Annotated in this window: 24 protein-coding genes; 10 read left to right on the top strand and 14 right to left on the bottom strand. The window is 67.1% G+C overall.

Going from position 1 to position 19964, the window contains the following annotated elements:
• Nucleotides 1-7 precede the first annotated feature (7 nt).
• A complete protein-coding gene (locus ACPP3B_RS09245) occupies nucleotides 8-733 on the bottom strand; it encodes an SCO family protein (protein ID WP_299019870.1) in 726 nt (241 codons plus the stop codon).
• A complete protein-coding gene (locus tag ACPP3B_RS09240; RefSeq protein ID WP_424858793.1) occupies nucleotides 690-1436 on the bottom strand; it encodes an SURF1 family protein in 747 nt (248 codons plus the stop codon). The genes ACPP3B_RS09245 and ACPP3B_RS09240 overlap by 44 nt, the downstream gene beginning before the upstream one ends.
• Before the next feature lie 15 nt (nucleotides 1437-1451).
• On the opposite strand from ACPP3B_RS09240, the gene ACPP3B_RS09235 reads away from it, so the two are divergent.
• Nucleotides 1452-1679, top strand: a complete 228-nt coding sequence (locus tag ACPP3B_RS09235; RefSeq protein WP_299019879.1) for a twin transmembrane helix small protein — start codon at nucleotides 1452-1454, stop codon at nucleotides 1677-1679.
• Between the two features lie 99 nt (nucleotides 1680-1778).
• Here the strand turns inward: ACPP3B_RS09235 and ACPP3B_RS09230 are convergent, their stop codons facing one another.
• The 8 genes from ACPP3B_RS09230 to ACPP3B_RS09195 form a co-directional block, all read right to left on the bottom strand.
• Nucleotides 1779-2660 carry a cytochrome c oxidase subunit 3 gene (locus tag ACPP3B_RS09230; protein WP_299019881.1) on the bottom strand — a complete coding sequence of 294 codons (882 nt, stop codon included), beginning with the start codon at nucleotides 2658-2660 and terminating at the stop codon, nucleotides 1779-1781.
• Between the two features lie 52 nt (nucleotides 2661-2712).
• The gene (locus ACPP3B_RS09225) at nucleotides 2713-2925 is read right to left on the bottom strand and encodes a DUF2970 domain-containing protein (protein ID WP_299019883.1); all 213 of its coding nucleotides are present in this window, start codon (nucleotides 2923-2925) and stop codon (nucleotides 2713-2715) included.
• Entirely contained in the window at nucleotides 2922-3515 is a 594-nt protein-coding gene (locus ACPP3B_RS09220) for a cytochrome c oxidase assembly protein (RefSeq protein ID WP_299019886.1), read from the bottom strand. Before ACPP3B_RS09220 ends, ACPP3B_RS09225 begins: the two co-directional genes overlap by 4 nt.
• Before the next feature lie 36 nt (nucleotides 3516-3551).
• Nucleotides 3552-3665: a cytochrome oxidase small assembly protein gene (locus tag ACPP3B_RS09215; RefSeq protein WP_299019888.1), complete on the bottom strand. Its 114-nt coding sequence runs from the start codon at nucleotides 3663-3665 to the stop codon at nucleotides 3552-3554.
• 22 nt (nucleotides 3666-3687) lie between these two features.
• Nucleotides 3688-5313 (bottom strand): cytochrome c oxidase subunit I, encoded by a 1626-nt coding sequence (ctaD, locus tag ACPP3B_RS09210; RefSeq protein ID WP_299019890.1) that lies wholly within the window; start codon nucleotides 5311-5313, stop codon nucleotides 3688-3690.
• 28 nt (nucleotides 5314-5341) lie between these two features.
• On the bottom strand, nucleotides 5342-6556 hold the full coding sequence (gene coxB, locus ACPP3B_RS09205; RefSeq protein WP_424858792.1) for a cytochrome c oxidase subunit II: 1215 nt from the start codon (nucleotides 6554-6556) through the stop codon (nucleotides 5342-5344).
• A gap of 105 nt (nucleotides 6557-6661) precedes the next feature.
• Nucleotides 6662-7198: a DUF2244 domain-containing protein gene (locus ACPP3B_RS09200; RefSeq protein WP_424858791.1), complete on the bottom strand. Its 537-nt coding sequence runs from the start codon at nucleotides 7196-7198 to the stop codon at nucleotides 6662-6664.
• An 88-nt stretch (nucleotides 7199-7286) separates the two neighbouring features.
• A complete protein-coding gene (locus ACPP3B_RS09195) occupies nucleotides 7287-8273 on the bottom strand; it encodes a biotin synthase (RefSeq protein ID WP_424858790.1) in 987 nt (328 codons plus the stop codon).
• A gap of 60 nt (nucleotides 8274-8333) precedes the next feature.
• Between ACPP3B_RS09195 and ACPP3B_RS09190 the strand changes: the two genes are divergently transcribed.
• Together ACPP3B_RS09190 and trmL are read left to right on the top strand one after the other, a co-directional pair.
• Nucleotides 8334-9065, top strand: a complete 732-nt coding sequence (locus ACPP3B_RS09190; RefSeq protein ID WP_424858789.1) for a ComF family protein — start codon at nucleotides 8334-8336, stop codon at nucleotides 9063-9065.
• Between the two features lie 10 nt (nucleotides 9066-9075).
• Nucleotides 9076-9588, top strand: a complete 513-nt coding sequence (gene trmL, locus ACPP3B_RS09185) for a tRNA (uridine(34)/cytosine(34)/5-carboxymethylaminomethyluridine(34)-2'-O)-methyltransferase TrmL (RefSeq protein WP_424858788.1) — start codon at nucleotides 9076-9078, stop codon at nucleotides 9586-9588.
• On the opposite strand, the gene ACPP3B_RS09180 is transcribed toward trmL, so the two are convergent.
• Nucleotides 9576-10031, bottom strand: a complete 456-nt coding sequence (locus ACPP3B_RS09180) for a MaoC family dehydratase (RefSeq protein ID WP_424858787.1) — start codon at nucleotides 10029-10031, stop codon at nucleotides 9576-9578. The two genes, trmL and ACPP3B_RS09180, sit on opposite strands and share 13 nt — an antisense overlap.
• A gap of 71 nt (nucleotides 10032-10102) precedes the next feature.
• Nucleotides 10103-10720 (bottom strand): division plane positioning ATPase MipZ, encoded by a 618-nt coding sequence (locus ACPP3B_RS09175; RefSeq protein ID WP_424858786.1) that lies wholly within the window; start codon nucleotides 10718-10720, stop codon nucleotides 10103-10105.
• A gap of 68 nt (nucleotides 10721-10788) precedes the next feature.
• On the opposite strand from ACPP3B_RS09175, the gene ACPP3B_RS09170 reads away from it, so the two are divergent.
• A complete protein-coding gene (locus ACPP3B_RS09170; RefSeq protein WP_299019909.1) occupies nucleotides 10789-11223 on the top strand; it encodes a DUF1841 family protein in 435 nt (144 codons plus the stop codon).
• 124 nt (nucleotides 11224-11347) lie between these two features.
• On the opposite strand, the gene ltrA is transcribed toward ACPP3B_RS09170, so the two are convergent.
• Entirely contained in the window at nucleotides 11348-12712 is a 1365-nt protein-coding gene (ltrA, locus tag ACPP3B_RS09165) for a group II intron reverse transcriptase/maturase (protein ID WP_424858785.1), read from the bottom strand.
• Between the two features lie 960 nt (nucleotides 12713-13672).
• On the opposite strand from ltrA, the gene ACPP3B_RS09160 reads away from it, so the two are divergent.
• The 3 genes from ACPP3B_RS09160 (at nucleotide 13673) to nrdR (ending at nucleotide 16498) form a co-directional block, all read left to right on the top strand.
• Nucleotides 13673-14581 (top strand): transglycosylase SLT domain-containing protein, encoded by a 909-nt coding sequence (locus tag ACPP3B_RS09160; protein WP_424858784.1) that lies wholly within the window; start codon nucleotides 13673-13675, stop codon nucleotides 14579-14581.
• Between the two features lie 216 nt (nucleotides 14582-14797).
• Nucleotides 14798-16042: a serine hydroxymethyltransferase gene (glyA, locus tag ACPP3B_RS09155; protein ID WP_424858783.1), complete on the top strand. Its 1245-nt coding sequence runs from the start codon at nucleotides 14798-14800 to the stop codon at nucleotides 16040-16042.
• A gap of 6 nt (nucleotides 16043-16048) precedes the next feature.
• Nucleotides 16049-16498: a transcriptional regulator NrdR gene (gene nrdR, locus ACPP3B_RS09150; RefSeq protein WP_299022677.1), complete on the top strand. Its 450-nt coding sequence runs from the start codon at nucleotides 16049-16051 to the stop codon at nucleotides 16496-16498.
• Here nrdR and ACPP3B_RS09145 read toward each other — a convergent pair.
• A complete protein-coding gene (locus tag ACPP3B_RS09145; protein ID WP_299022681.1) occupies nucleotides 16467-17507 on the bottom strand; it encodes a sensor histidine kinase in 1041 nt (346 codons plus the stop codon). The genes nrdR and ACPP3B_RS09145 overlap by 32 nt on opposite strands.
• 159 nt (nucleotides 17508-17666) lie before the next feature.
• On the opposite strand from ACPP3B_RS09145, the gene ACPP3B_RS09140 reads away from it, so the two are divergent.
• The 3 genes from ACPP3B_RS09140 to ribH are packed head-to-tail and all read left to right on the top strand — an operon-like array spanning nucleotide 17667 to nucleotide 19961.
• Nucleotides 17667-18302, top strand: a complete 636-nt coding sequence (locus tag ACPP3B_RS09140; protein WP_299022684.1) for a riboflavin synthase — start codon at nucleotides 17667-17669, stop codon at nucleotides 18300-18302.
• 22 nt (nucleotides 18303-18324) lie between these two features.
• Nucleotides 18325-19494 carry a bifunctional 3,4-dihydroxy-2-butanone-4-phosphate synthase/GTP cyclohydrolase II gene (ribBA, locus tag ACPP3B_RS09135; protein WP_424858782.1) on the top strand — a complete coding sequence of 390 codons (1170 nt, stop codon included), beginning with the start codon at nucleotides 18325-18327 and terminating at the stop codon, nucleotides 19492-19494.
• A complete protein-coding gene (ribH, locus tag ACPP3B_RS09130) occupies nucleotides 19491-19961 on the top strand; it encodes a 6,7-dimethyl-8-ribityllumazine synthase (RefSeq protein WP_299022690.1) in 471 nt (156 codons plus the stop codon). Before ribBA ends, ribH begins: the two co-directional genes overlap by 4 nt.
• Nucleotides 19962-19964 lie beyond the last annotated feature (3 nt).

Genomic DNA, 19964 nt, shown 5'->3' with positions numbered 1-19964 from the left:
ACTCACCTCAGGGCCGCCCCGGCCGGTCCCACGAGCTCGACGCCCGCATCAGGCGCTCCAGGTCGCGCCGCATCTTCGACGGATCCGCGTTGGGCGGAAAGCGCATCATCCAGTTGCCCAGCGGATCGACCACGTACAAGTGATCGGCCAGCCGCGCCCCCGGCGCGGGCTGCAGCCACGTGGCCAGCTGCGCCTCGTCGACCCATAGCACGGTCGCCGTCTGCAGGGCGGCCCGCAGCCGCTCGGGGTACGCGCGGTCGCCGGTGCGCAGCCACACCCAATCCATGCGCTCCTTGTCCTTGCCCAAACCTTCGCGCAACTGCCGCTGCAGGTACAGGTGCCGCTCGCACTGCGCGTCACACGCGCTGTCGGCCACGCTGATGAACAGCCACTGGTGCATCAACGCCGTCAGTGGCACCTCGCGCCCCTGCGCGTCCACCGCCACGATAGGGGGCAGTGGCCGCTGCGGCTCGATCAGTTCGCCATAGTTACGCCGTCCTTCGGGGCGAATCACATAGTACGTGAAGTACGACGCGATGACGGGCGACGCGCTGACCAGAAACAGCAAAAACATCTTCCAGCGCCCACGGCGCGTCGCTGCCACGTCGCGGGCCAGACCGGCCCCGGGTGACGGCAAGCTGTGCACGGTCAGCGTCAGGGGCTGGTCGAGCGCACCAGCGGGTGCTGCGTCAACGCGCGCGGCGCCGGGGGGAGACGAATTGGAACCAGACATACAAAACGCCAATCAGGGCGGCAAGCCCAAACCACTGAACCGCGTACCCGACGTGCTTGGCGGGATCGACCGCCACCACCGTCCACTCACGCAGCAACGGCGTGCCATCCGCTGCCGACTCGGGCGGCGCGCTCTGCTGCACCGATGCGGGCACCAGCACCAAGCGCCACTGCTCGCCCCACGCGTCGATGTCGATATTCTGCCGGATCGGGCCAGCCGCATCGGGGCCCAGTTGAAATAGCCGCGAGGGAGGCGGGGCGAGCCGCCCCTCGACCGTCACCACGCCATCGGGTGTGCGCAACGGTGGCACGGCGGTGCGATCGTCCGCACGGCGAGGCACCCAGCCACGCTGCACCAGCAGCCCCGGCCCCCCGCCCTCGGGCATCAACGGCGTCACGACGATGAAGCCCGCGCGGCCTTGCATCGGCCGATTGTCCAGATACACCGTCGCCTCGGGCACCCAACGCCCGCGCAGCTGCACCGCTCGCCCGTGCCAGGCAGGCAGCTCCCCCGCCTCGAACGCCCGGTGCACGTCGCCCCAATCGGCGGCGGGCTGGCCGACTTGCGCCAACTGCTGCGCCAGCAGGGTGCGCTTTTGGTCGGCACGGCCGAGCTGCCACACGCCCAGCGACACCGTCAGCGCAAAGCCCACCACCGCTGCCAGGGTCACCCCCAGCGAACGCCCTGTCCGTACGCGTTTCATTCGATAATTCCAGCCATGAAATATTTGGTCGCCGTCGCTTTCGTGGGCATCGTGGGTGCGCTGGGTGCCGCGTTGGCGGCCATGATGAAGGGCGACTCCAGCAGCGGGGATGCGCAACGCTCGCGCCGCATGGCACGGGCGTTGACGGTGCGCATCGGCTTGTCCATCGTGCTGTTTCTGTTGATTTTGTTTAGCCATTGGATGGGCTGGATCCAACCCACCGGCTTGCCCACCACCCCGTGACGGTTCACCCGGATTCCCGGGCCATCCGCGCCACCGCACCCCCACACAAACGAAGAAAGCGCCCGCAGGCGCTTTCTTCATGGCTGCTGCGCCCGTGGGTCACATCCAGTACACCAAAACGTACAGGAACAGCCACACCACGTCGACGAAGTGCCAATACCACGCCGCGCCTTCGAAACCGAAATGGCGATCCTTGGTGAAATGGCCCTTTTGCAGCCGCAGCGTGATCACCAGCAGCATCAGCATGCCCACGAACACGTGAAAACCGTGGAAACCCGTGAGCATGAAGAACGTCGAACCGAAAATGCCCGAGCTGAGCTTGAGGTTCAGATCGGTGTAGGCGTGATAGTACTCGTAGCCCTGCACCAGCAAAAAGATCGCACCCAGCAGCACGGTAATCCACATGAAGGCGATGGTCTTGGTGCGGTTGCCGTCTTGCAGCGCGTGGTGCGCGATCGTCAGCGTCAAGCCCGAGGTGAGCAGCAGCGCCGTGTTGATAGTGGGTAGCCAAAACGGCCCCACGGTCTGGAACGGCTCGACGATACCCGCGGGCGACGCGGTGGCACCCGCCTGCACCGACGGCCAAATCGCCTGGAAGTCGGGCCAGATCAGGCTGTTTTCCAGATTGCCCAGCGCCGGCACCGAGTGCGCACGCGCCCACCACAGCGCGGTGAAAAAGGCGCCGAAAAACATCACCTCGCTGAAGATGAACCAGCTCATGCTCCAGCGGTACGAAATGTCGATCTTACGGCTGTACAAGCCGCCTTCGCTCTCGGCCACGGCGTCGCGGAACCACTGGTACAGCACCACCAGCCACCACGCCAGCCCGAAAGCCAACGACCATTTGCCCCACTCGACGCCGTTGATCCACTGACCGGCGCCAAGGATGACGAAAAACAGCCCGAAGGCCGCCATGGCGGGGTGCCGCGACAAACCCGGCACGTAGTAGTACGGCGTGTTGCCGTGTGTGGTTGCGGACATGCTCACTCCTCTTGGTATCGAATCGTTGGTCGTTGACAATCGACGTCTGGCGTCACGGCGAAACCACCCAGCGCACGATCGACATCAGCGCGATGATGAAGACCAGCGTCAGCACCACCGCCGTCACCATGACCGCGATGGGGTTGAGCCGCTGGACGTCCTGCTCGAAGTCGGACCGACGGCGCAAACCGATGAAGCTCCACAGCACCGCCTTGACGGTGCCCCACCAATCGATCGGTCGCCGATGCGCAGGGGTGCCCTTCACGACGCACCTCCCGTTGCCGTCGGCAGTGCCGCCGTGGGCGCCGCCGGGGTGGGTGTGCCGACTTCGAAGAAGGTGTACGAAAGCGTGATCGTCTTGACGTCTTTGGGCAGTTTGGGGTCGATGACGAACGCCACCGGCCACTCTCGCCGCTCACCCGGGGCCAGCGTGTACTGGTTGAAGCAAAAACACTCCAACTTGTTGAAGTGGTTGGCCGCCTGCCGTGGGGCGTAGCTGGGGATCGCTTGCGCCGCCATGGTGCGGTTTTGCACGTTTTGAAACTCGTACATCACCGTGGCCAGCTGCCCGGGATGAACCTCCATCGACCGGACCGCCGGCTTGAAGTGCCAAGGCCCACGCACGTTGGTGTCAAACTCGACCGTGATGGTGCGCGAGGTATCGACCTGGGTATTGACCGGATCGACGCGCGACTTGCCAGGCACCTGCTTCTCCCCGAGCGCCAGGATATTGATGCCGGTCACCTCGCAAATGGCGCGGTAGATCGGCACCAGCGCATAGCCGAAGGCAAACATGCCCACGGCAATGACGACCAGCTTGCCGGTCATGCGGAGGTTTTCCAGGTGACGGTTCATGGTGGTTGACGACGAGTCACGTCAGGCCAGCGGCATTCAGCCCCCGAGCAGCACGATCTTGGCCACGAAGCCCAGCGCGAACGCCAAGGCCACCGACGCCAGAATCCAGCCCAGTCGGACGTTTTGACGGCGCTGCTCAGGGGTGCTCATACCTCACTCCAGGGTTGGGTACTCACCCGACGATGCGGGTCGCGGTCGCGTCCAGCTTGGGCGGGGTTTCGAACGTGTGGTGCGGCGCCGGAGACGGCACTTCCCACTCCAGCCCTTCCGCGCCTTCCCACGGCTTTTGCGGAGCCTTCTGGCCCTGGCCACGCATCATGGGCAACACGACGAACAGGAAGAAATACACCTGTGCCAGACCGAAAGCGAACGCCCCGACCGACGCGATCGCGTTGAAGTCGGCGAACTGCATCGGATAGTCGGCATACCGACGGGGCATGCCGGCCAGACCCAGGAAGTGCATCGGGAAGAAGGTCACGTTGAACGAGATCATCGACCACCAGAAGTGGATCTTGCCGCGCGTCTCGTCATACATGACCCCGGTCCACTTCGGCGCCCAGTAGTAGTAGCCCGCAAACATCGCAAACAGCGAACCTGCCACCAGCACGTAGTGGAAGTGCGCCACCACGTAGTAGGTGTCCTGGAAGTTGATGTCCAGCGGCGCCATGGACAGCATCAGACCGGTAAAGCCGCCCATAGTGAAGACGAAGATGAAGCCCACGGCCCACAGCATCGGGGTCTCGAAGGTCATCGAACCCTTCCACATGGTCGCGATCCAGTTGAAGATCTTCACGCCGGTGGGCACCGCGATCAGCATGGTCGCGTACATGAAGAACAACTGACCCGTGACCGGCATGCCGGTGGTGAACATGTGGTGCGCCCACACGATGAACGACAGGATGGCGATCGACGCCGTGGCGTACACCATCGAGGTATAGCCGAACAGCTTCTTGCGTGCAAAAGCGGGCACGACCTGGCTGATGATGCCAAACGCCGGCAGGATCATGATGTAGACCTCGGGGTGGCCGAAGAACCAGAAGATGTGCTGGTACATCACCGGATCACCACCGCCCGCCGGGTTGAAAAAGCTCGTGCCCAAATGCCGGTCAGTCAGCGTCATCGTGATGGCGCCCGCAAGCACCGGCATCACGGCGATCAGCAGATAGGCCGTGATCAACCAGGTCCAGGCGAACATCGGCATCTTCATCAGCGTCATGCCGGGCGCGCGCATGTTCAGGATGGTCACGATGATGTTGATCGAGCCCATGATGGACGACGCGCCCAGGATGTGCATCGCGAAGATGGCCGCATCCATCGACGGGCCCATCTGCAGTGTCAGCGGGGCGTACAGCGTCCAGCCGGCGGCGGGCGCGCCACCAGGCATGAAGAACGAGCCGACCAGAATGATTGCCGCCGGCACCATCAGCCAAAAGCTGAAGTTGTTCATGCGCGCAAACGCCATGTCGGAGGCGCCGATCTGCAGCGGGATCATCCAGTTCGCGAAGCCGACGAAGGCCGGCATGATGGCCCCGAACACCATGATGATGCCGTGCATGGTCGTGAGCTGGTTGAACAGCTCGGGGTTGACCACCTGCAGCCCCGGCTGAAACAGCTCAGCGCGAATACCCAGCGCGAGTAGCCCACCGATCATCAACATCGCGAAGCTGAACAGCAGGTACATCGTCCCGATGTCTTTGTGGTTGGTCGCGAATACCCAGCGCCGCCACCCCGAGGGTGCGTGATGGGCATGGTCATGGTCGTGCGCGTGCGCGCCGTGATGATCCAGAACTGCACTCATGGCTCTTTCCTCGTCGCTTTAAAAGTAATCACTGACGCGCCGCCACCACTTCCTTGGGCTGCACGACTTGACCGGTGTTGTTCGACCAGCTGTTTTTGGCATAGGTCATGACCGCTGCCAGCTCGACGTCCGACAACTGCTTCCAGGCCGGCATGGCGCCGTTGCCCGCGCCGTTGAGCATGACCCGGATCATCTTGCCGTGGTCCGCGTCGGTGACGATGGTCGAGCCGTCGAGCGGTTTGATGGGTCCGGCACCCTTGCCATTGGCCTGGTGACAGGCCGCACAGTTGGCGGCGTAGACCGACTCGCCGCGCTTGACCAACTCGGCGAGCGTCCATTCCTTGTTGGGGTCGTCGGCGAGAGCCGCCATAGCCTGCTTTTTCTCGGCCACCCACTTGGCATACTCTTCTTGCGTCACGACCTTGACGTGAATGGGCATGAAGGCGTGCTCTTTGCCACACAGCTCGGCGCACTGGCCGTAGAAGTCGCCGGTCTTTTCGGCGCGGAACCAGGTGTCGCGCACGAAGCCCGGGATCGCGTCTTGCTTGACGCCAAACGCCGGCACCATCCACGCGTGGATCACATCGTTGGCGGTAGTGATGATGCGCACCTTCTTGCCCACCGGCACGACCAGCGGGTTGTCTACCTTGAGCAGGTAGTCGTCGGTCGGCGGCGGGTTACCCGAGTCGGCCCACAGGCGGTGCTGAGGGTCCAGTGTGGACAGGAATTGAATGCCCTCGCCCTCGCCCTTGAGGTACTCGTAGCCCCACTTCCATTGCATGCCCACGGCTTTGATCGTCAAGTCACTGTTGGTGGTGTCTTTCTGCGCGACCAGCACCTTCGTGGCCGGTAAGGCCATGCCGATGACGATGAGCAGGGGCACGATGGTCCAGCCCAGCTCGACCCACAACGGTTCGGGCAGCTCTTGCGCCTGGTGGCCCGCCGCCTTGCGGTGCTTGGCGATCGAGTAGAACATGATGCCGAACACCACCACAAAGATGGTGGCACAGATCGCCAGCATGAACCAGTGCAGCCAGTGCTGTTCTTCGGCGATGCGGGTGACGGGGGGATGGAAGTTGAGCTGGTTGACCGCTGGGCCACCGGGCAGGTCATTGACCGCAGCGTGGGCGGCATTCGAGACCCATACGGACAAACCCAGCAGGGCCGCGCCCGCCGCGTCTTTGGCGCCCGTCCAGACGCGGGCCCCATGGCCGCGCCGCACTTGACTGGATTGCTTCATCATGCTCACGTCGTTTGCCTCGAATATAAGCGTTGATTTATGTCAACACGAATTACACCAAACTTGTTCCTCATGCGGACTCCGGACAATCCCGAACCCGAGTGCGGCTCATGGTTTCGGTGACGCCCCCGGTGCCCCCATGGCCGTCACGGCTCGCAGCGCCCAGCGCAGCTCGCGCGCCAACTGCCGCCGCTGCTCCGGGCGCGCATGGCGCCCCACCCAGACCTGTCGCCCACCCGAGCGCAGGCCGATCAGCCCGCTACCGTGCGCTTCCTCCACCTTCAGCCACTGCCGCGCCAACTCACGTCGCTGCACGGCACCGGCCTCCTCGATCTCGACCAACAGCCGCTCGGCGTCGAGCACCAGGGTTTCGCGGTCCGTCGCATGGCGCGCGTACCACAGGAATCCCGCTCCCAGCGCCAGCGTCTCGAGCAGCGCAAATGGCAGCACGAGCCGGGCCCCCAGCAACCAAAAGAAACCCGACACCCCCATCGCCGCTGCAGCGGCCAGTGCGAACGCCCAGCCACACTGCGCCGGCGTGAGCGCGCAATTGCGCGCCAGCTGCCAGCGGATGCCATCGGCATCCACCCGGGCCAGCCGCAGCACGCCTGTGCGCGACGCATCCGCCATCTCAGGTGCCACCATCGCCCTCGAGGCCCGCAGGCCAATTACCAGAGTCATCGGCCGGCGCGTTGCGCCGATCGATTTGATCTATGTCAATTGTAGTGGGGTTTCAGCCCCTGCCACCGGCGGGGTCACGCCCAGCCCCAGCACTGCGCTGCAGCATCGCCCGCAGCTGCTCGAGGGGGACTGCCGTCGTCCCCCGGACCAAGGCACGCGGCGCCGGTCGCCACGCGTGGCCATAGACCACCTCGATCGTCAGGCTCAGTTGACCGTCGGGGGTGCGCGGCAAACCTTGCTCCACCGCCTGCAGCCAGCGCGCATACCAGCCGCGGCCGCGCAGGCCGGGAAAGCGATCGACACGCCAGTTGCGCCCCGACGCGCGCAAATCGACCAGCAGCCGCTCGGCGCTCGGGTAGGTCAGCGTCAGTCGCTCCATGTCCATCACCGGCTCGGCAAAGCCGGTCTCGACGAGCAGGTCGCCCCAATCGTGCATGTCCACGAAGGCGGGCGCCGGGTCGGGCCAGCCGTGGGTGGCGTGCAGGGCGCGCAATTCCCGCAAGGTATCGGGCCCCAACCCCGAGACCATCAAAAACCCATCCACCGCCAGCCAGTCGCGCCACTGGCGCAGCCGCGCCCGCGGCGCGACCTGGGTGTGCAGGGCCATATTCGCCCACACCATGTCCACCGGCGCGCTCGGAAAATCGCCCGGCGCCAGCACGCCGGCCAGCGCGCCCCAGGGGGACGCCGCTGCGTCGCGGTCGGCACGCCGACCCCAGCGTTGCCACCAACGCGGGGGCGCAGGCTGCCAGCGCTGCCAGGCCGCCGCAGCCCCCTCACCGGCCAGCCACACCGGGGCCTGCGGGTAGTGCTGCACCACCGCCTGGTGCGCTTGCTCGCCACCCAGCAGGGGCGACCAGTGGATCCACACGCGCGGCTGCGCCTTGATCCACGCCAGCCGCTGCGCCATGCGCGCGCCCACCGTCTCGTGCAGCCACGGACTGTTCGCGGGCGTGCGCGCGTGCCAGCGCGCCAGCGCCACCGGATCGAGTCCCGGCACGCGCTCGGCGTCGTCAGAGGGGGATGGAACAGCAGCCATGGGCGCCGCAGTATAGTGGCGGGCGCACGACGACGCGAAGTCCGCACGGGGAGGCTGGTCATGCCGCACTCGATCCACCACCGCTGGAGGCGCGCCTGGGACGCGCTGTGCCCGGCCGTGTGTGAAGTCTGTGGCCGCTGGCCCGACGGGCCGTTGTGCCCCGACTGCCAGCACGATCTGGCCCCCGTGCTGCCCCGCTGCCCGGGCTGCGCGTTGCCACTGGCGCCAGGGCTGACGCGCTGCGCGGACTGCGAGCGCTCGCCCCCGCCGTGGACGCGGGTGCTCGCGCGCGTGGACTACGGCTACCCGTGGGATGCGTGGATCCTGACACTCAAGTCCGGCACGCGCCCGGGTTTGGCGCGCCCTTTGGCCCAGTTGTGGCTCGACGACCCGGCGCTGCCCACGCTGCTGGCCGACGCCGACCTCTGGCTGCCCGTGGCACTGACGCCACAGCGGCTGGCCGAGCGGGGCTATAACCAGGCCTGGGCGTTGATGCGCGCGCTGGCCCGGCTGACCGCCACCCCGCGCGCGCTGCCGACGGCGCTGGAGCGCGCGGCCGATGCCCCGATCCTGCACCACCTGGGCCGACAGGAGCGGCTCGCGCAGGTCTCCCGGCTGTTCACGGTCGCGCCGCACGCGCGCGCCGCCCTCGCCGGGGGGCGTGTGTTGGTGGTCGATGACGTCATGACCACCGGCGCCACGCTGCGCGCGGCCACGCTCGCGCTGCTCGACGCGGGCGCCACCCGCGTCAGCGCCCTCGTCGTCGCCCGCACCCCACCCCGCGTGGAATAATGCGCGCCCCATGTTTCGCATCGTTTTGGTCGCGCCCGAGATCCCGCCCAACACCGGCAACGTGATCCGCCTGTGCGCAAATACCGGCTGCGCGCTGCACCTCATCGAGCCACTCGGCTTTTCGATGGACGACCGGCTGCTGCGGCGCGCGGGGCTGGACTATCACGAGTATGCCAACGTGCGCCGTCACGCCTCGTGGGGCGCGTTCGTCGCCGCCGAACGTCCCGACCCGCAGCGCTGCTTCGCCCTCACCACACGCGGCACGCGCACGCCCCACGAGGTGGCATTCGCGGCGGGTGACTGGTTGGTGTTCGGGGCCGAGTCGTGCGGGCTGCCACCGGCGGTGCTGGAGACTTTTGCGCCCGAACGGCGCCTGCGCCTGCCCATGCGGCCGGGGCAGCGCAGCCTGAATCTGTCCAACGCGGTGGCCGTGGTCGCGTACGAGGCCTGGCGGCAGCTGGGGTTTGCCGGCGCGGCCCCGCCTGCACCCACGGGCGGTGCCGCCAGCGCTCAAACGACGTAGCGCAACAGCAGCTCGGCCACGCAGGCGGGCTTGGGCTGCCCCTCGATCTCGACCGTGGCCAACCAGCACAGGTGCGCCCCGCCAGACGTCAACGGCTCGAACGACTGCAACTGCAGGCGCGCGCGCACACGCGCCCCCACCCGCACCGGGGCCGGAAAGCGCACGCGGTTGACGCCGTAGTTGATCACCAGGCGCACCCCACGCACGTCCACCGCCTCCGCCATCCATCGGGGCAGCAACGACAGCGTCAAAAAGCCGTGCGCGATGGTGCCGCCGAATGGCCCGTTTGCGGCTCGCTCGGCATCGACGTGGATCCACTGGTGATCGTCCGTTGCGTCGGCAAATCGGTTGACGCGTTCCTGGGTCATGGGCAGCCAGTCGGTGACCGCCACTTCGGTGCCGACGGCCGCTTGCAGCGCGTCGAGGGATTCGAAGACTTTCATGCCCGCCACTGTAGCCGCTTCGCGCGACGCCCCCGTGACGAACGCGCGACACGCGCGTGCACCGACACCACCTAACGCGCGTCCACCCAGTCCAGCAGCGGCTGCCACTGCGCCAGCTCGCGCTCGACCTGCGGCGGGCGCACGTCGAACAGCGTCAGGCCCTGCGCCGACAAGTGGCGATACACCTGCGCCTCGCGCACGAAACCCGCCACCGGCACCCCCAACCCGTCCAGATAGGCCCGCAGCTGCTGCGCCGAGCGCGTGCGCTCGTCCACGCGCATGCCCACCACCGCCACCCGCAAACCATCGCGGGCACGCTCGCGCACCACTTGCAAAAAATCGTGCGTGGCAAACATGTCGAACACCCCGGGCTGCAGCGGCACCAACAGGGTGTCGGCGCGGCGCAGCACCTCGCGCAGGCGTTGTCCGTGCAGGCCCGCAGGCGTGTCGAGCACCACGTGCGTCGTGCCGCGCGGGGGCTTGAGCGTCCCCCCCGCACTCGCATCCCACCCGGCAATGTGGCGCGCCGCCGCCGGCCGCAGCGCGAGCCAGCGCGCGCAACTTTGCTGGCGGTCCACGTCGCCCAGCATCACCCCGTGGCCACAACGGGCCCAATACCCGGCAATGTGGGTGGCCAGCGTCGTCTTTCCGACGCCGCCTTTGGGGTTGGCAATGGCAAGCACGGGCATGCGGGTCCTCTCCATGCCGTCCATGGAATGACGCCACATGGTAGCCGATGACGAGCGACAATCGCGGGATGTTCACGCCATCGCAAGCCGACGTGCGCCGTTTTTTTTGCGGTGCCTTTGCCAAAGGCCGCGCGGGCCAGCCGCTCGAGCCGATCGAGACGCTCGCCTACGAGTGGATGCTGCGCCACCCCGAGTACCACGCCGAGTTGGGTGACCTGGAAGGCGCCCTGCGCTCGATGGCCGAGGCCGACCCCGCGCGCGACAACCCGTTTTTGCACCTGTCGATGCACCTGAGCATCAGCGAGCAATGCTCGATCGACCAGCCGCCGGGCATCCGGCAGGCGGTCGAACTGCTGGCCGCGCGCCGCGGCTCGCTGCATGCCGCTCACCACGAGGTGATGGAGTGCCTGGGCCGCATGCTGTGGGAGAGCCAACAGAAAGGGCGAGCGCCCGACGGACACGCGTATCTGGCAGAGGTGCGCCGCCGCGCTACGGCCGACTGACGACACGCCGCCACCCTCGAGCGCGAGCACCCCAATCGAGATAGGGGCGGTCAGGATACCTGACCGGGCCCCTCCCACACCACCCGGCATGCGGGTCCGCACCGGGCGGTTCGAGAAGTTGAGGTCATGAGAGACGGGGAACGCCAAGTTTGTCGAAGTAGGCAATGGTCAGCACCCGGTTGAGCTCGCCCGCGCTATTCCGCCACCAGCAGCGGGAATTGCCTGCCACCCGCTTTGCCACGTGTTCGGACGCGCCTAGGTTGAGCAGTTCCCGGTAGATCGTGCTACCCCGCTTCCAGTGCTTGAGGTGGATCGCCCGTAGTCGGTGGCGCAGCCATTCGTCCAGCGATCGCCAGACGCCCGGTGTTTGCGCCAGCCCAAAGTAGGCTTTCCATCCCAACAGATAAGGTTTCAGTCGCTCAATGACCTCCGCCATGCTGCGTCCGCCTGAGCGCCGGGTCAGTTGCCTCACCCGCTGCTTGAACGTCGCCATCGGCTTGTCGGCCACCCTGCGCTTGACGCCCTCCTTGCCAAACCAGAAGCTGTAGCCCAAGAACTTCCTTCCCTTGACGCTGGCCACCGCACTCTTGGCTTCATTGATCTTGAGCCTCAGCTTGCCGTAACACTTGCGCAGCAGCGCCATGACCCGTTCGCCAGCTTTCCGACTACGGACATAGACGTTGCAGTCGTCGGCATAGCGCGCAAAGCAGTGGCCGTGCTTCTCCAGTACCTTATCCACTTCGTCCAGCATCACATTCGCCAGCAGCGGCGACAGCGGCCCACCTTGCGGCGTGCCTTGATACCGCTCAAACACTACGCCATCGCTCATGATGCCGCTGTTCAGGTACGCCCGTATCAGCCGAATGATTCCAGCATCGTCGATGCGTTTGCGTAGGCGGTCGATGAGGATGTCGTGATTGACTCGATCAAAGAATTTCTCCAGATCGACATCAACCACGATCTTCCGTCCGGACTGGATGTAGCCCTGCGCCGCCAGTATCGCGTCGTGGGCTCGTCGGCCCGGCCGGAAGCCGTAGCTGTACTCGCTGAATGTCGGGTCAAGTAGCGGTTGCAGCACTTGCAGCAGTGCTTGCTGGATCAGCCGATCCGTGACCGTCGGAATGCCGAGCTCGCGCTCGCCACCGTCCGGCTTCGGGATCGTTACCCGTCGTACCGGACTGGGCCGGTACCTCCCCTGCAGCAGTTGTTCCCGAATCAATGGCCACGCCGTCACCAGATGGCGGGCGGTCTGGTCAATGTCCAGCCCATCCACGCCGGCTGCGCCTTTGTTGGCTTTGACTCTCTTCCATGCTCGCCGCAGGTTCTCTCTCGCCAGAACCGCTTGCAGCAGTCCCGGCCCTGTGCTCTCGGTGTCCCGTCGCGGGCCGGCCGCTTCGTCGCTGACAGGTTCCCGCCCGGCTTCACCGTGCGCTACCCCCGCCCGCTCTGCTTGCGCAGACTTCTGACGCCTTGCTTCCAGCATCGACATGGTCTCAAGCACTCCTTCTCGTTCGGCCCTTCGCCCACGACTGGCAGCTACTATGGCCTCTGCTGACTTCTCGCTCCGTGTCACCACGTCGCCCTTTCAGGCATAAGGCGAGATCTCCCCGGGTAAGAACGCACTCCTTCACTGCACAACCGCCGGATTTACGCCGCTTCGCCTTGATCACGAGAGCTTCGCGGATTCATGCCCGCTCGCCCTGCTCGGCAGCGCCTTCTATCCGGTTCTTGTCCATCGGCTCGCAGTTTCGCTCCACGCTTCCTCCCCACACTCGGTCGCCCTCATGCAGTTGCGCTTCGCTTCGTTCGCTGTGATCAACTTACGGTGGGACTTTCACCCACAAGAGTGCGCCCGTGCCGGGCGCACACGAAAAGGCCCCGTCGGGCTGCACCCGTCGGGGCCTTGGCACGACCCAGTCGTGCCGGGCGAGGCAGCGCGGAGGGTCATGTCGCACGCTGCCGGAAGCAAGGGATTGCTCCCATCATGCTGGCCAGGCCTGGGCGTGACCACCCGGGCGGGCCCGTCGCTCCGGACGGGGCGGGATGCCCTGAGTAACCGGAGACGACGTCTGTACTGTACGGCAGTCGCGAGGCCCGCGCACGCCAATTTTTTTCATGGCTCACCGGCTGTTCATTGCCCCAGGAAAACCCCGATTCCCATCGCCGCCCTCCGCTTACTGCGCCGCAGAAAAACAATATTGGTTATAAAAAGCTGCTCTCTAAGTATTGACTTGGTATGTCGAGGGCCCTACCATCGCGCCCAACGACTAGGGTCAACCCTAGGTTGGGTGCGGCCATCGACCCCGCACCGCTGCCCCGACCGCCATGGCGAGTGGGGCCAATCGACCGCCGATGCCACGCATCGGCGCCATGGACGGCGTGTCCGCCCGCCACCCAACCGGGAGCGGCTGGCGCGGACCGCCGCGGACAACGAACAAGGAGTGTGTGCATGACGACGTGCATCGACACCCCGGGCGCTTTCGCCGCCGGCCCGCGGGCCGGGGCCAACCGCCCGACCCCCCCACATCGCGTGGGGCACCGATGGATGCGGCTCTGGCGCGCGGCGAGTCACGGCTTGGCGGCGCTGGGCGTGGGCGTCCTGGCCATCGTAGCGCTGCTGCTGGCGCAGCCCCAGCTGCGCGCCCAACTCGAACGCGGTATGGCCGACTGGCTGCTGGAACGGCACGCCGCGCTGACCCTCGGCGCCGAAATACCCGCCTCGGCGGCAGCCGACCACCCCGCGGCGATGGACCCCCAGGCACTGCCCCCCGAGCAGCAGCGTGTGGCCCAGTGGTTGGCGCGCAAATACCGTGTCGCCAGCGAACCGCTGGCTGCGCTGGTAGCCGAGGCGCACCAGGTGGGCCGTCAGTTGCGGCTCGATCCGGCGCTGATCCTGGCCGTCATGGCCATCGAGTCGCGTTTCAATCCCTTTGCCGCCAGTCCTTTCGGCGCCCATGGGCTGATGCAGGTCCACACCCGCGTACACGCCGACAAGTTCGATGACTTGGGCGGCACGCTGGCCGCCTTCGACCCGCTCAGCAACCTGCGGGTGGGTGCGCAAATCCTGCACGATGCCATCCGAACGGCAGGCTCCGTACCCGGCGGCCTGCGGCTGTACGTGGGCGCGGTCAGCGTCGATGCGCGCGACTACATCGTCAAGGTGATGGCGGAGCAGGAGCGGCTCAAACGCGTCGCCGCCGGCCAACAGGTGGGCTTCACCGCCTCGATGCCGCTGCCCCCGGGTCTGGTGGTGGACGCTGCGGCACAGGAAGAGACCAATGGCGCCCTGCCGTTGCGAATCGGAGGTGAGCCCACCCCAGACGACGCGCCACCGGCGAGGGGGACGCGACCGTCCTGATAGAATTTGCCGCGCGCGCGACTGGCGATAGGTCCGGCAGCGGCCTTTCCGGGAAGGCCGCCACGCCGCCAACCGACGTGGGGCTCACCACGGGGAAGCGCGCAGCCGCACGAACGCGTCTTCACGACGTGGCCAGCGCGGCGGTCTGCCGTTCGCCTGGGCAACCCGTGTGACAAACCGCCGCACCCGGGTGCAACGCCGCCGACAGGACTGCCCATGTTTGACCGCAATATCCTCATCGAACAGACCGACCCCGAGCTGTGGGCCGCCATCCAGGCCGAGAACGCCCGCCAGGAGGCCCACATCGAGCTGATCGCCAGCGAAAACTACGCCTCGCCCGCGGTGATGGCCGCGCAGGGCACGCAGCTGACCAACAAGTACGCCGAGGGCTACCCGGGCAAGCGCTACTACGGCGGCTGCGAGCACGTGGACGTGGCCGAGCAGCTGGCCATCGACCGCGTCAAGCGGCTGTTCGGCGCCGAGGCCGCCAACGTGCAGCCGCACTGCGGCGCCAGCGCCAACGAGGCGGTGTTCCTCGCCTTCCTCAAGCCCGGCGACACCATCATGGGCATGAGCCTGGCGGAGGGCGGGCACCTGACGCACGGCATGGCGCTGAACATGTCGGGCAAGTGGTTCAACGTCGTCTCCTACGGCCTGAACGACCGCGAGGAGATCGACTACGACGCGATGGAGCGAAAGGCGCACGAAACCCGGCCCAAGCTCATCATCGCCGGGGCCAGCGCCTACAGCCTGCGCATCGACTTCGAACGCTTCGCCCGTGTGGCCAAAGAAATCGGCGCCATCTTCATGGTGGACATGGCGCACTACGCCGGCCTGATCGCGGCCGGCGTCTACCCCAATCCCGTGCCGCACGCCGACGTGGTCACCTCCACCACGCACAAGAGCCTGCGTGGCCCGCGCGGCGGCATCATCCTGATGAAGGCCGAGCACGAAAAGGCCATCAACAGCGCCGTCTTCCCCGGCCTGCAAGGGGGGCCGCTGATGCACGTGATCGCTGCCAAGGCGGTGGCCTTCAAAGAAGCGCTGAGCCCCGCGTTCCGCGATTATCAACAGCAGGTGGTGCGCAACGCCCAAGCCATGGCCGAGGCACTGCAGGCGCGCGGCCTGCGCATCGTCAGCGGCCGCACCGAAAGCCACGTGATGCTGGTCGATTTGCGCGCCAAGGGCATCACCGGCAAAGAGGCCGAGGCCGTGCTGGGACAAGCGCACATCACGGTCAACAAAAACGCCATCCCCAACGACCCGCAAAAGCCCATGGTCACGAGCGGCATCCGTCTGGGCACACCCGCCATGACGACGCGCGGCTTCCGAGAGGCCGAGGCGCGGCTGACCGCCAACCTGATCGCCGACGTGCTCGACGATCCGCACAATCCGGCCACCGTCGAGCGCGTGCGCGCGCAGGTCGCCGAGCTGACGGCGCGCTTCCCCGTCTACGGCTGACGCGCCATGAAGTGCCCCTTCTGCGGACACGCCGACACCCAGGTGGTGGAGACGCGCGAGTCCGACGATGGGGTATTCGTGCGCCGCCGCCGCCGCTGCGCCGGCTGCGAGCGGCGCTTTACCACCTACGAACGCGCCGAGGTCACCTTTCCGCAAGTGGTCAAGAAAGACGGGCGGCGCGTCGACTACGACCCCGCCAAACTGCGCGCCAGCATGGCGCTGGCGCTGCGCAAGCGACCGGTGAGCACCGAACGGCTCGATGCCGCCGTCGCCCGCATCGAAGAAAAACTGCTGGCCGAGCCCACGCGCGAGGTGCCCGCGCAGCGCATTGGCGAATGGGTGATGGAGGAGCTGCGCCAGCTCGACCAAGTGGCGTACGTGCGCTTTGCCAGCGTCTACCGCAGCTTCGAGGACGTGGACGCCTTCAGGACACTGATCGACGAGGTGCGCGGCTGACAGGGTCGCGGGCGCGGATCGGCAGTCGCACCTGGGCCACGAACTCACCCTCGGACTCGTACACGCGCAGCCGCGCTTCGGCGTCGTACAGCAAGTCCAGCCGCTCGCGCAGATTGGCCAGCGCCAGCCCATTCCCCCGCGCGCCTGGTGGTGCCTGCGGCGGCGGGAGCGGGTTGCGCACGAACAGCACCAAATGGTCGTCGTCGCGAAACGCCTCGACAGTGACGCAGCCCCCCTCCTCGCGGGGTTCAATACCGTGGCGCACGGCATTCTCGACCAGCGGCTGCAGTGTCAGCGGCGGCAACAAGGCATCGTCGGGGGCGGTGTCGACCTGCCACGCCAGCCGCAGCCGATCACCCAGGCGCACCTGCTCCACCGCCAGGTAGGCACGCGCCAATGCCAGCTCCTCACGCAAGGGCACGAGAGCCCGGGGCTCGGTGAGAAGGGCACGGTAGAGGTCGGCCAGGTCCTCCAGCATCGCTTCGGCGCGCCCGGGATCGCGGCGGATCAGCGTCAACACGCCATTGAGGCTGTTGAACAGAAAGTGTGGCCGCATGCGCGACTGCAGCGCCAGCAACCGGGCCTCAGCCAGCGCGGGCGACAGGCGCTGGTGCCGCCAGTCGAAATAGCCCACCACGGCCAGCCACACGGCCAGCGTCGCCACTACCACCGTGGCCAGTGGCGGCACCGTCAGGCCCAGGCGCTGCAGCCCGAAACGCCACAGCAACGCCACCACCACCGCCAGCAACGCGGTCATCCAAAGAGCCCGCAGGGGCGGCAGACGGCGCAGCCACGGCGCCAACCATGCCAGTACACCCGTGACCGTCAGCAGCACGGGTTCGTACAGCGCGCCCTCCCTCCACCAGCCCGTCCACGCGTGCCCACGCATCGGGGCCTCGATCGCCCACCACAGCAGCCGCAACCCCTCGGCCAGCAGCAGCAGCCGCAGCAACACCCCCAGATTGCGAAAATCCGGTACCGTCAAACGCGCGGTGGGTCGCTGGCGCATGGTGTGGGGTCGACGCGATGTTGGCAGCATAGAAACTGGCCGCGTGCCACCGGGCACGCCGATCGCTGCCGCGCCGATGGTAACGCCGTCGCCCCGTTGCAGGTGCGTGTACGCCAACGAGGCGCTGTCGTACGTGCGGAAGCTGCGACAATCGGGGCCATGTTTACCGGCATCATCACGCACGTCGGGCGCATCGAGGCATTGCACCCGTTGGGCTGCGGCCCGGATCATGGCCTGCGGCTGCAGGTGGCGGCCACCCCGGACTACCTCGACGACGTCGGACTGGGCGACAGCATCGCGATCAACGGCGCGTGCATGACTGTCACCACGCTCGATCGGGCGGGGGGTGCCTTCACCGTGGACGTCTCGGCCGAGTCGCTGGCCCGCACCACGGGGCTGGACCAACCCGGGCCCGTCAACCTGGAAAAAGCGCTGCGCGCCACCGACCGGCTGGGTGGCCACATCGTCAGCGGCCACGTGGACGGGGTGGGTACCGTCACGCGGCTGGAGCCGGTGGGCGAGTCGTGGACACTGGGCGTGCTCGCACCGCCCGTGCTGGCCAAGTACTTGGCCTATAAGGGCTCGATCACGGTCAACGGCGTCAGCCTAACCATCAACCAGGTCACCGACCGCCCCGACGGGTGCGAAGTCACCATCAACCTCATCCCGCACACCGTGCAGCACACCACGCTGGGTACATTGGCGGCTGGATCGCGGGTCAATCTCGAGATCGATATGATGGCGCGTTACGTCGAACGCATGCTCTCGCTCGGCGCCACGCCGGCGTCGGCGTGACGGCGACGGCGCGATCTACCCTATGCACACCCCTGCTTGCGCCCCCTCTGCTGGCCCGGCCGAGGCCGTGGCCCCCATTTCACCGGTCGACGACATCGTCGCCGAGTTGCGCGCCGGGCGCATGGTCATCCTGGTCGATGAGGAAGACCGCGAAAACGAAGGCGACTTGGTGCTCGCCGCCGATCATGTCACGCCCGAAGCGATCAATTTCATGGCCAAGTACGGCCGCGGGCTGATCTGCCTGACGCTGACGCGCCAGCGCTGCGAGCAGCTGCAGCTGCCGCCCATGGTGCCGCGCAACGGCACCAAGATGGGCACGGCGTTTACCGTCTCCATCGAAGCGGCCGAAGGCGTGACCACCGGCATCTCGGCCGCGGACCGGGCGCACACCATTCGCGTCGCCGTCGCCCCCAACGCACGCCCCGACGATCTGGTGCAACCCGGGCACGTGTTCCCGCTGCAGGCGGTCGATGGCGGCGTGCTGATGCGCGCTGGCCACACCGAAGCCGGCTGCGACCTCGCCGCCATGGCGGGCTGCACGCCAGCCGCGGTGATCTGCGAGATCATGAACGACGACGGCACCATGGCGCGGCTGCCCGATCTGCAGCGCTTTGCGGCGCGGCATGGGCTCAAGATCGGCACCATCGCCGATCTGATCGAATACCGCAGCCGCACCGAAAGCCTGGTGCGCCGGGTCGGCAGCCGGCCGCTGCAGACGGCCTATGGCCCCTTCACCGCACACGCGTACCGCGACCAGACGGGCGGCGGTGTGCACCTGGCGCTGGTGGTGGGTCAGTGGGGGCCCGACGACGCGGTGCCGGTGCGCGTGCACGAGCCCCTGTCGCTGCTGGACGCGTTGGAAGTCGGCCGCCGCATGCACTCTTGGAGCCTGGAGGCCAGCCTGCGCCACCTGCAACAGGCGGGTCGTGGCGTGGCGGTGTTGCTCAATGCGGGCGAGAGCGCCGAGCAGCTGCTGGCGCAGTTCGACGGCACCGCCCGATCGTCACAAGCGCCCGAGCGCGGCCGCATGGATTTGCGCACGTACGGCATCGGCGCGCAGATATTGCGCGACTGCGGCATCCACCGCATGGCGCTGCTCGGCCCCCCCCGGCGTATGCCCAGCATGACCGGTTACGGGCTTGAAGTGGTCGGCTTTGTTCACCCCCAACCCCCGGAAGGAAACTCGACATGATGGGAGCGCACAAAGGGCAAGCTGCGGCGCTGGATGGCCGTGGCCTGCGCATCGGTATCGTGCAGGCGCGCTTCAACCAGGGCATCACCGACGCCCTGGCCAAAGCCTGCCGCGACGAGCTGCGCGCGCTGGGCGTGGCCGATGCCGACGTGGTGCTGGAGCAAGTACCCGGCGCGCTCGAGGTGCCGCTCGCCCTGCAGGCGATGGCGCAAAGCGGCCGCTTCGACGCCCTGATCGCGCTCGGCTGCGTGATTCGCGGCGAGACCTACCACTTCGAACTGGTGTGCAACGAGTCGGCAGCGGGCATCACGCGCGTGGGGCTGGATCACCACATCCCGATCGCCAACGCCATCCTCACCACCGAAAATCTGTCGCAGGCCGTCGCTCGGCAGGACGAAAAACCCCGTGACGCGGCCCGCGTGGCGGTGGAGATGGCCGCGCTGCTGCGGCGCTACCCGCTCGACTGACCC

This window comes from Tepidimonas sp. HKU77, assembly GCF_049728535.1.
Lineage (GTDB): Bacteria > Pseudomonadota > Gammaproteobacteria > Burkholderiales > Burkholderiaceae_C > Tepidimonas.
Note: the sequence above shows the minus strand (reverse complement) of the source record. Positions and strands in the feature narration are given on the sequence as shown.

What these genes read in the sequence shown, in the direction of transcription:
- ACPP3B_RS09160 (WP_424858784.1), top strand. Translation starts at nt 13,673, where the DNA reads ATGACGACGTGCATCGACACCCCGGGCGCTTTCGCCGCCGGCCCGCGG.
- trmL (WP_424858788.1), top strand. Translation starts at nt 9,076, where the DNA reads ATGTTTCGCATCGTTTTGGTCGCGCCCGAGATCCCGCCCAACACCGGC.
- ACPP3B_RS09215 (WP_299019888.1), bottom strand. Translation starts at nt 3,665, where the DNA reads ATGAGCACCCCTGAGCAGCGCCGTCAAAACGTCCGACTGGGCTGGATT.
- ACPP3B_RS09190 (WP_424858789.1), top strand. Translation starts at nt 8,334, where the DNA reads ATGCCGCACTCGATCCACCACCGCTGGAGGCGCGCCTGGGACGCGCTG.
- ACPP3B_RS09240 (WP_424858793.1), bottom strand. Translation starts at nt 1,436, where the DNA reads ATGAAACGCGTACGGACAGGGCGTTCGCTGGGGGTGACCCTGGCAGCG.
- ribBA (WP_424858782.1), top strand. Translation starts at nt 18,325, where the DNA reads ATGCACACCCCTGCTTGCGCCCCCTCTGCTGGCCCGGCCGAGGCCGTG.
- coxB (WP_424858792.1), bottom strand. Translation starts at nt 6,556, where the DNA reads ATGATGAAGCAATCCAGTCAAGTGCGGCGCGGCCATGGGGCCCGCGTC.
- ACPP3B_RS09140 (WP_299022684.1), top strand. Translation starts at nt 17,667, where the DNA reads ATGTTTACCGGCATCATCACGCACGTCGGGCGCATCGAGGCATTGCAC.
- ACPP3B_RS09175 (WP_424858786.1), bottom strand. Translation starts at nt 10,720, where the DNA reads ATGCCCGTGCTTGCCATTGCCAACCCCAAAGGCGGCGTCGGAAAGACG.
- ACPP3B_RS09195 (WP_424858790.1), bottom strand. Translation starts at nt 8,273, where the DNA reads ATGGCTGCTGTTCCATCCCCCTCTGACGACGCCGAGCGCGTGCCGGGA.
- ACPP3B_RS09170 (WP_299019909.1), top strand. Translation starts at nt 10,789, where the DNA reads ATGTTCACGCCATCGCAAGCCGACGTGCGCCGTTTTTTTTGCGGTGCC.
- ACPP3B_RS09230 (WP_299019881.1), bottom strand. Translation starts at nt 2,660, where the DNA reads ATGTCCGCAACCACACACGGCAACACGCCGTACTACTACGTGCCGGGT.
- glyA (WP_424858783.1), top strand. Translation starts at nt 14,798, where the DNA reads ATGTTTGACCGCAATATCCTCATCGAACAGACCGACCCCGAGCTGTGG.
- ACPP3B_RS09245 (WP_299019870.1), bottom strand. Translation starts at nt 733, where the DNA reads ATGTCTGGTTCCAATTCGTCTCCCCCCGGCGCCGCGCGCGTTGACGCA.
- ACPP3B_RS09200 (WP_424858791.1), bottom strand. Translation starts at nt 7,198, where the DNA reads ATGGTGGCACCTGAGATGGCGGATGCGTCGCGCACAGGCGTGCTGCGG.
- ACPP3B_RS09180 (WP_424858787.1), bottom strand. Translation starts at nt 10,031, where the DNA reads ATGAAAGTCTTCGAATCCCTCGACGCGCTGCAAGCGGCCGTCGGCACC.
- ACPP3B_RS09145 (WP_299022681.1), bottom strand. Translation starts at nt 17,507, where the DNA reads ATGCGCCAGCGACCCACCGCGCGTTTGACGGTACCGGATTTTCGCAAT.
- ltrA (WP_424858785.1), bottom strand. Translation starts at nt 12,712, where the DNA reads ATGTCGATGCTGGAAGCAAGGCGTCAGAAGTCTGCGCAAGCAGAGCGG.
- ctaD (WP_299019890.1), bottom strand. Translation starts at nt 5,313, where the DNA reads ATGAGTGCAGTTCTGGATCATCACGGCGCGCACGCGCACGACCATGAC.
- ACPP3B_RS09235 (WP_299019879.1), top strand. Translation starts at nt 1,452, where the DNA reads ATGAAATATTTGGTCGCCGTCGCTTTCGTGGGCATCGTGGGTGCGCTG.
- ACPP3B_RS09220 (WP_299019886.1), bottom strand. Translation starts at nt 3,515, where the DNA reads ATGAACCGTCACCTGGAAAACCTCCGCATGACCGGCAAGCTGGTCGTC.
- ribH (WP_299022690.1), top strand. Translation starts at nt 19,491, where the DNA reads ATGATGGGAGCGCACAAAGGGCAAGCTGCGGCGCTGGATGGCCGTGGC.
- nrdR (WP_299022677.1), top strand. Translation starts at nt 16,049, where the DNA reads ATGAAGTGCCCCTTCTGCGGACACGCCGACACCCAGGTGGTGGAGACG.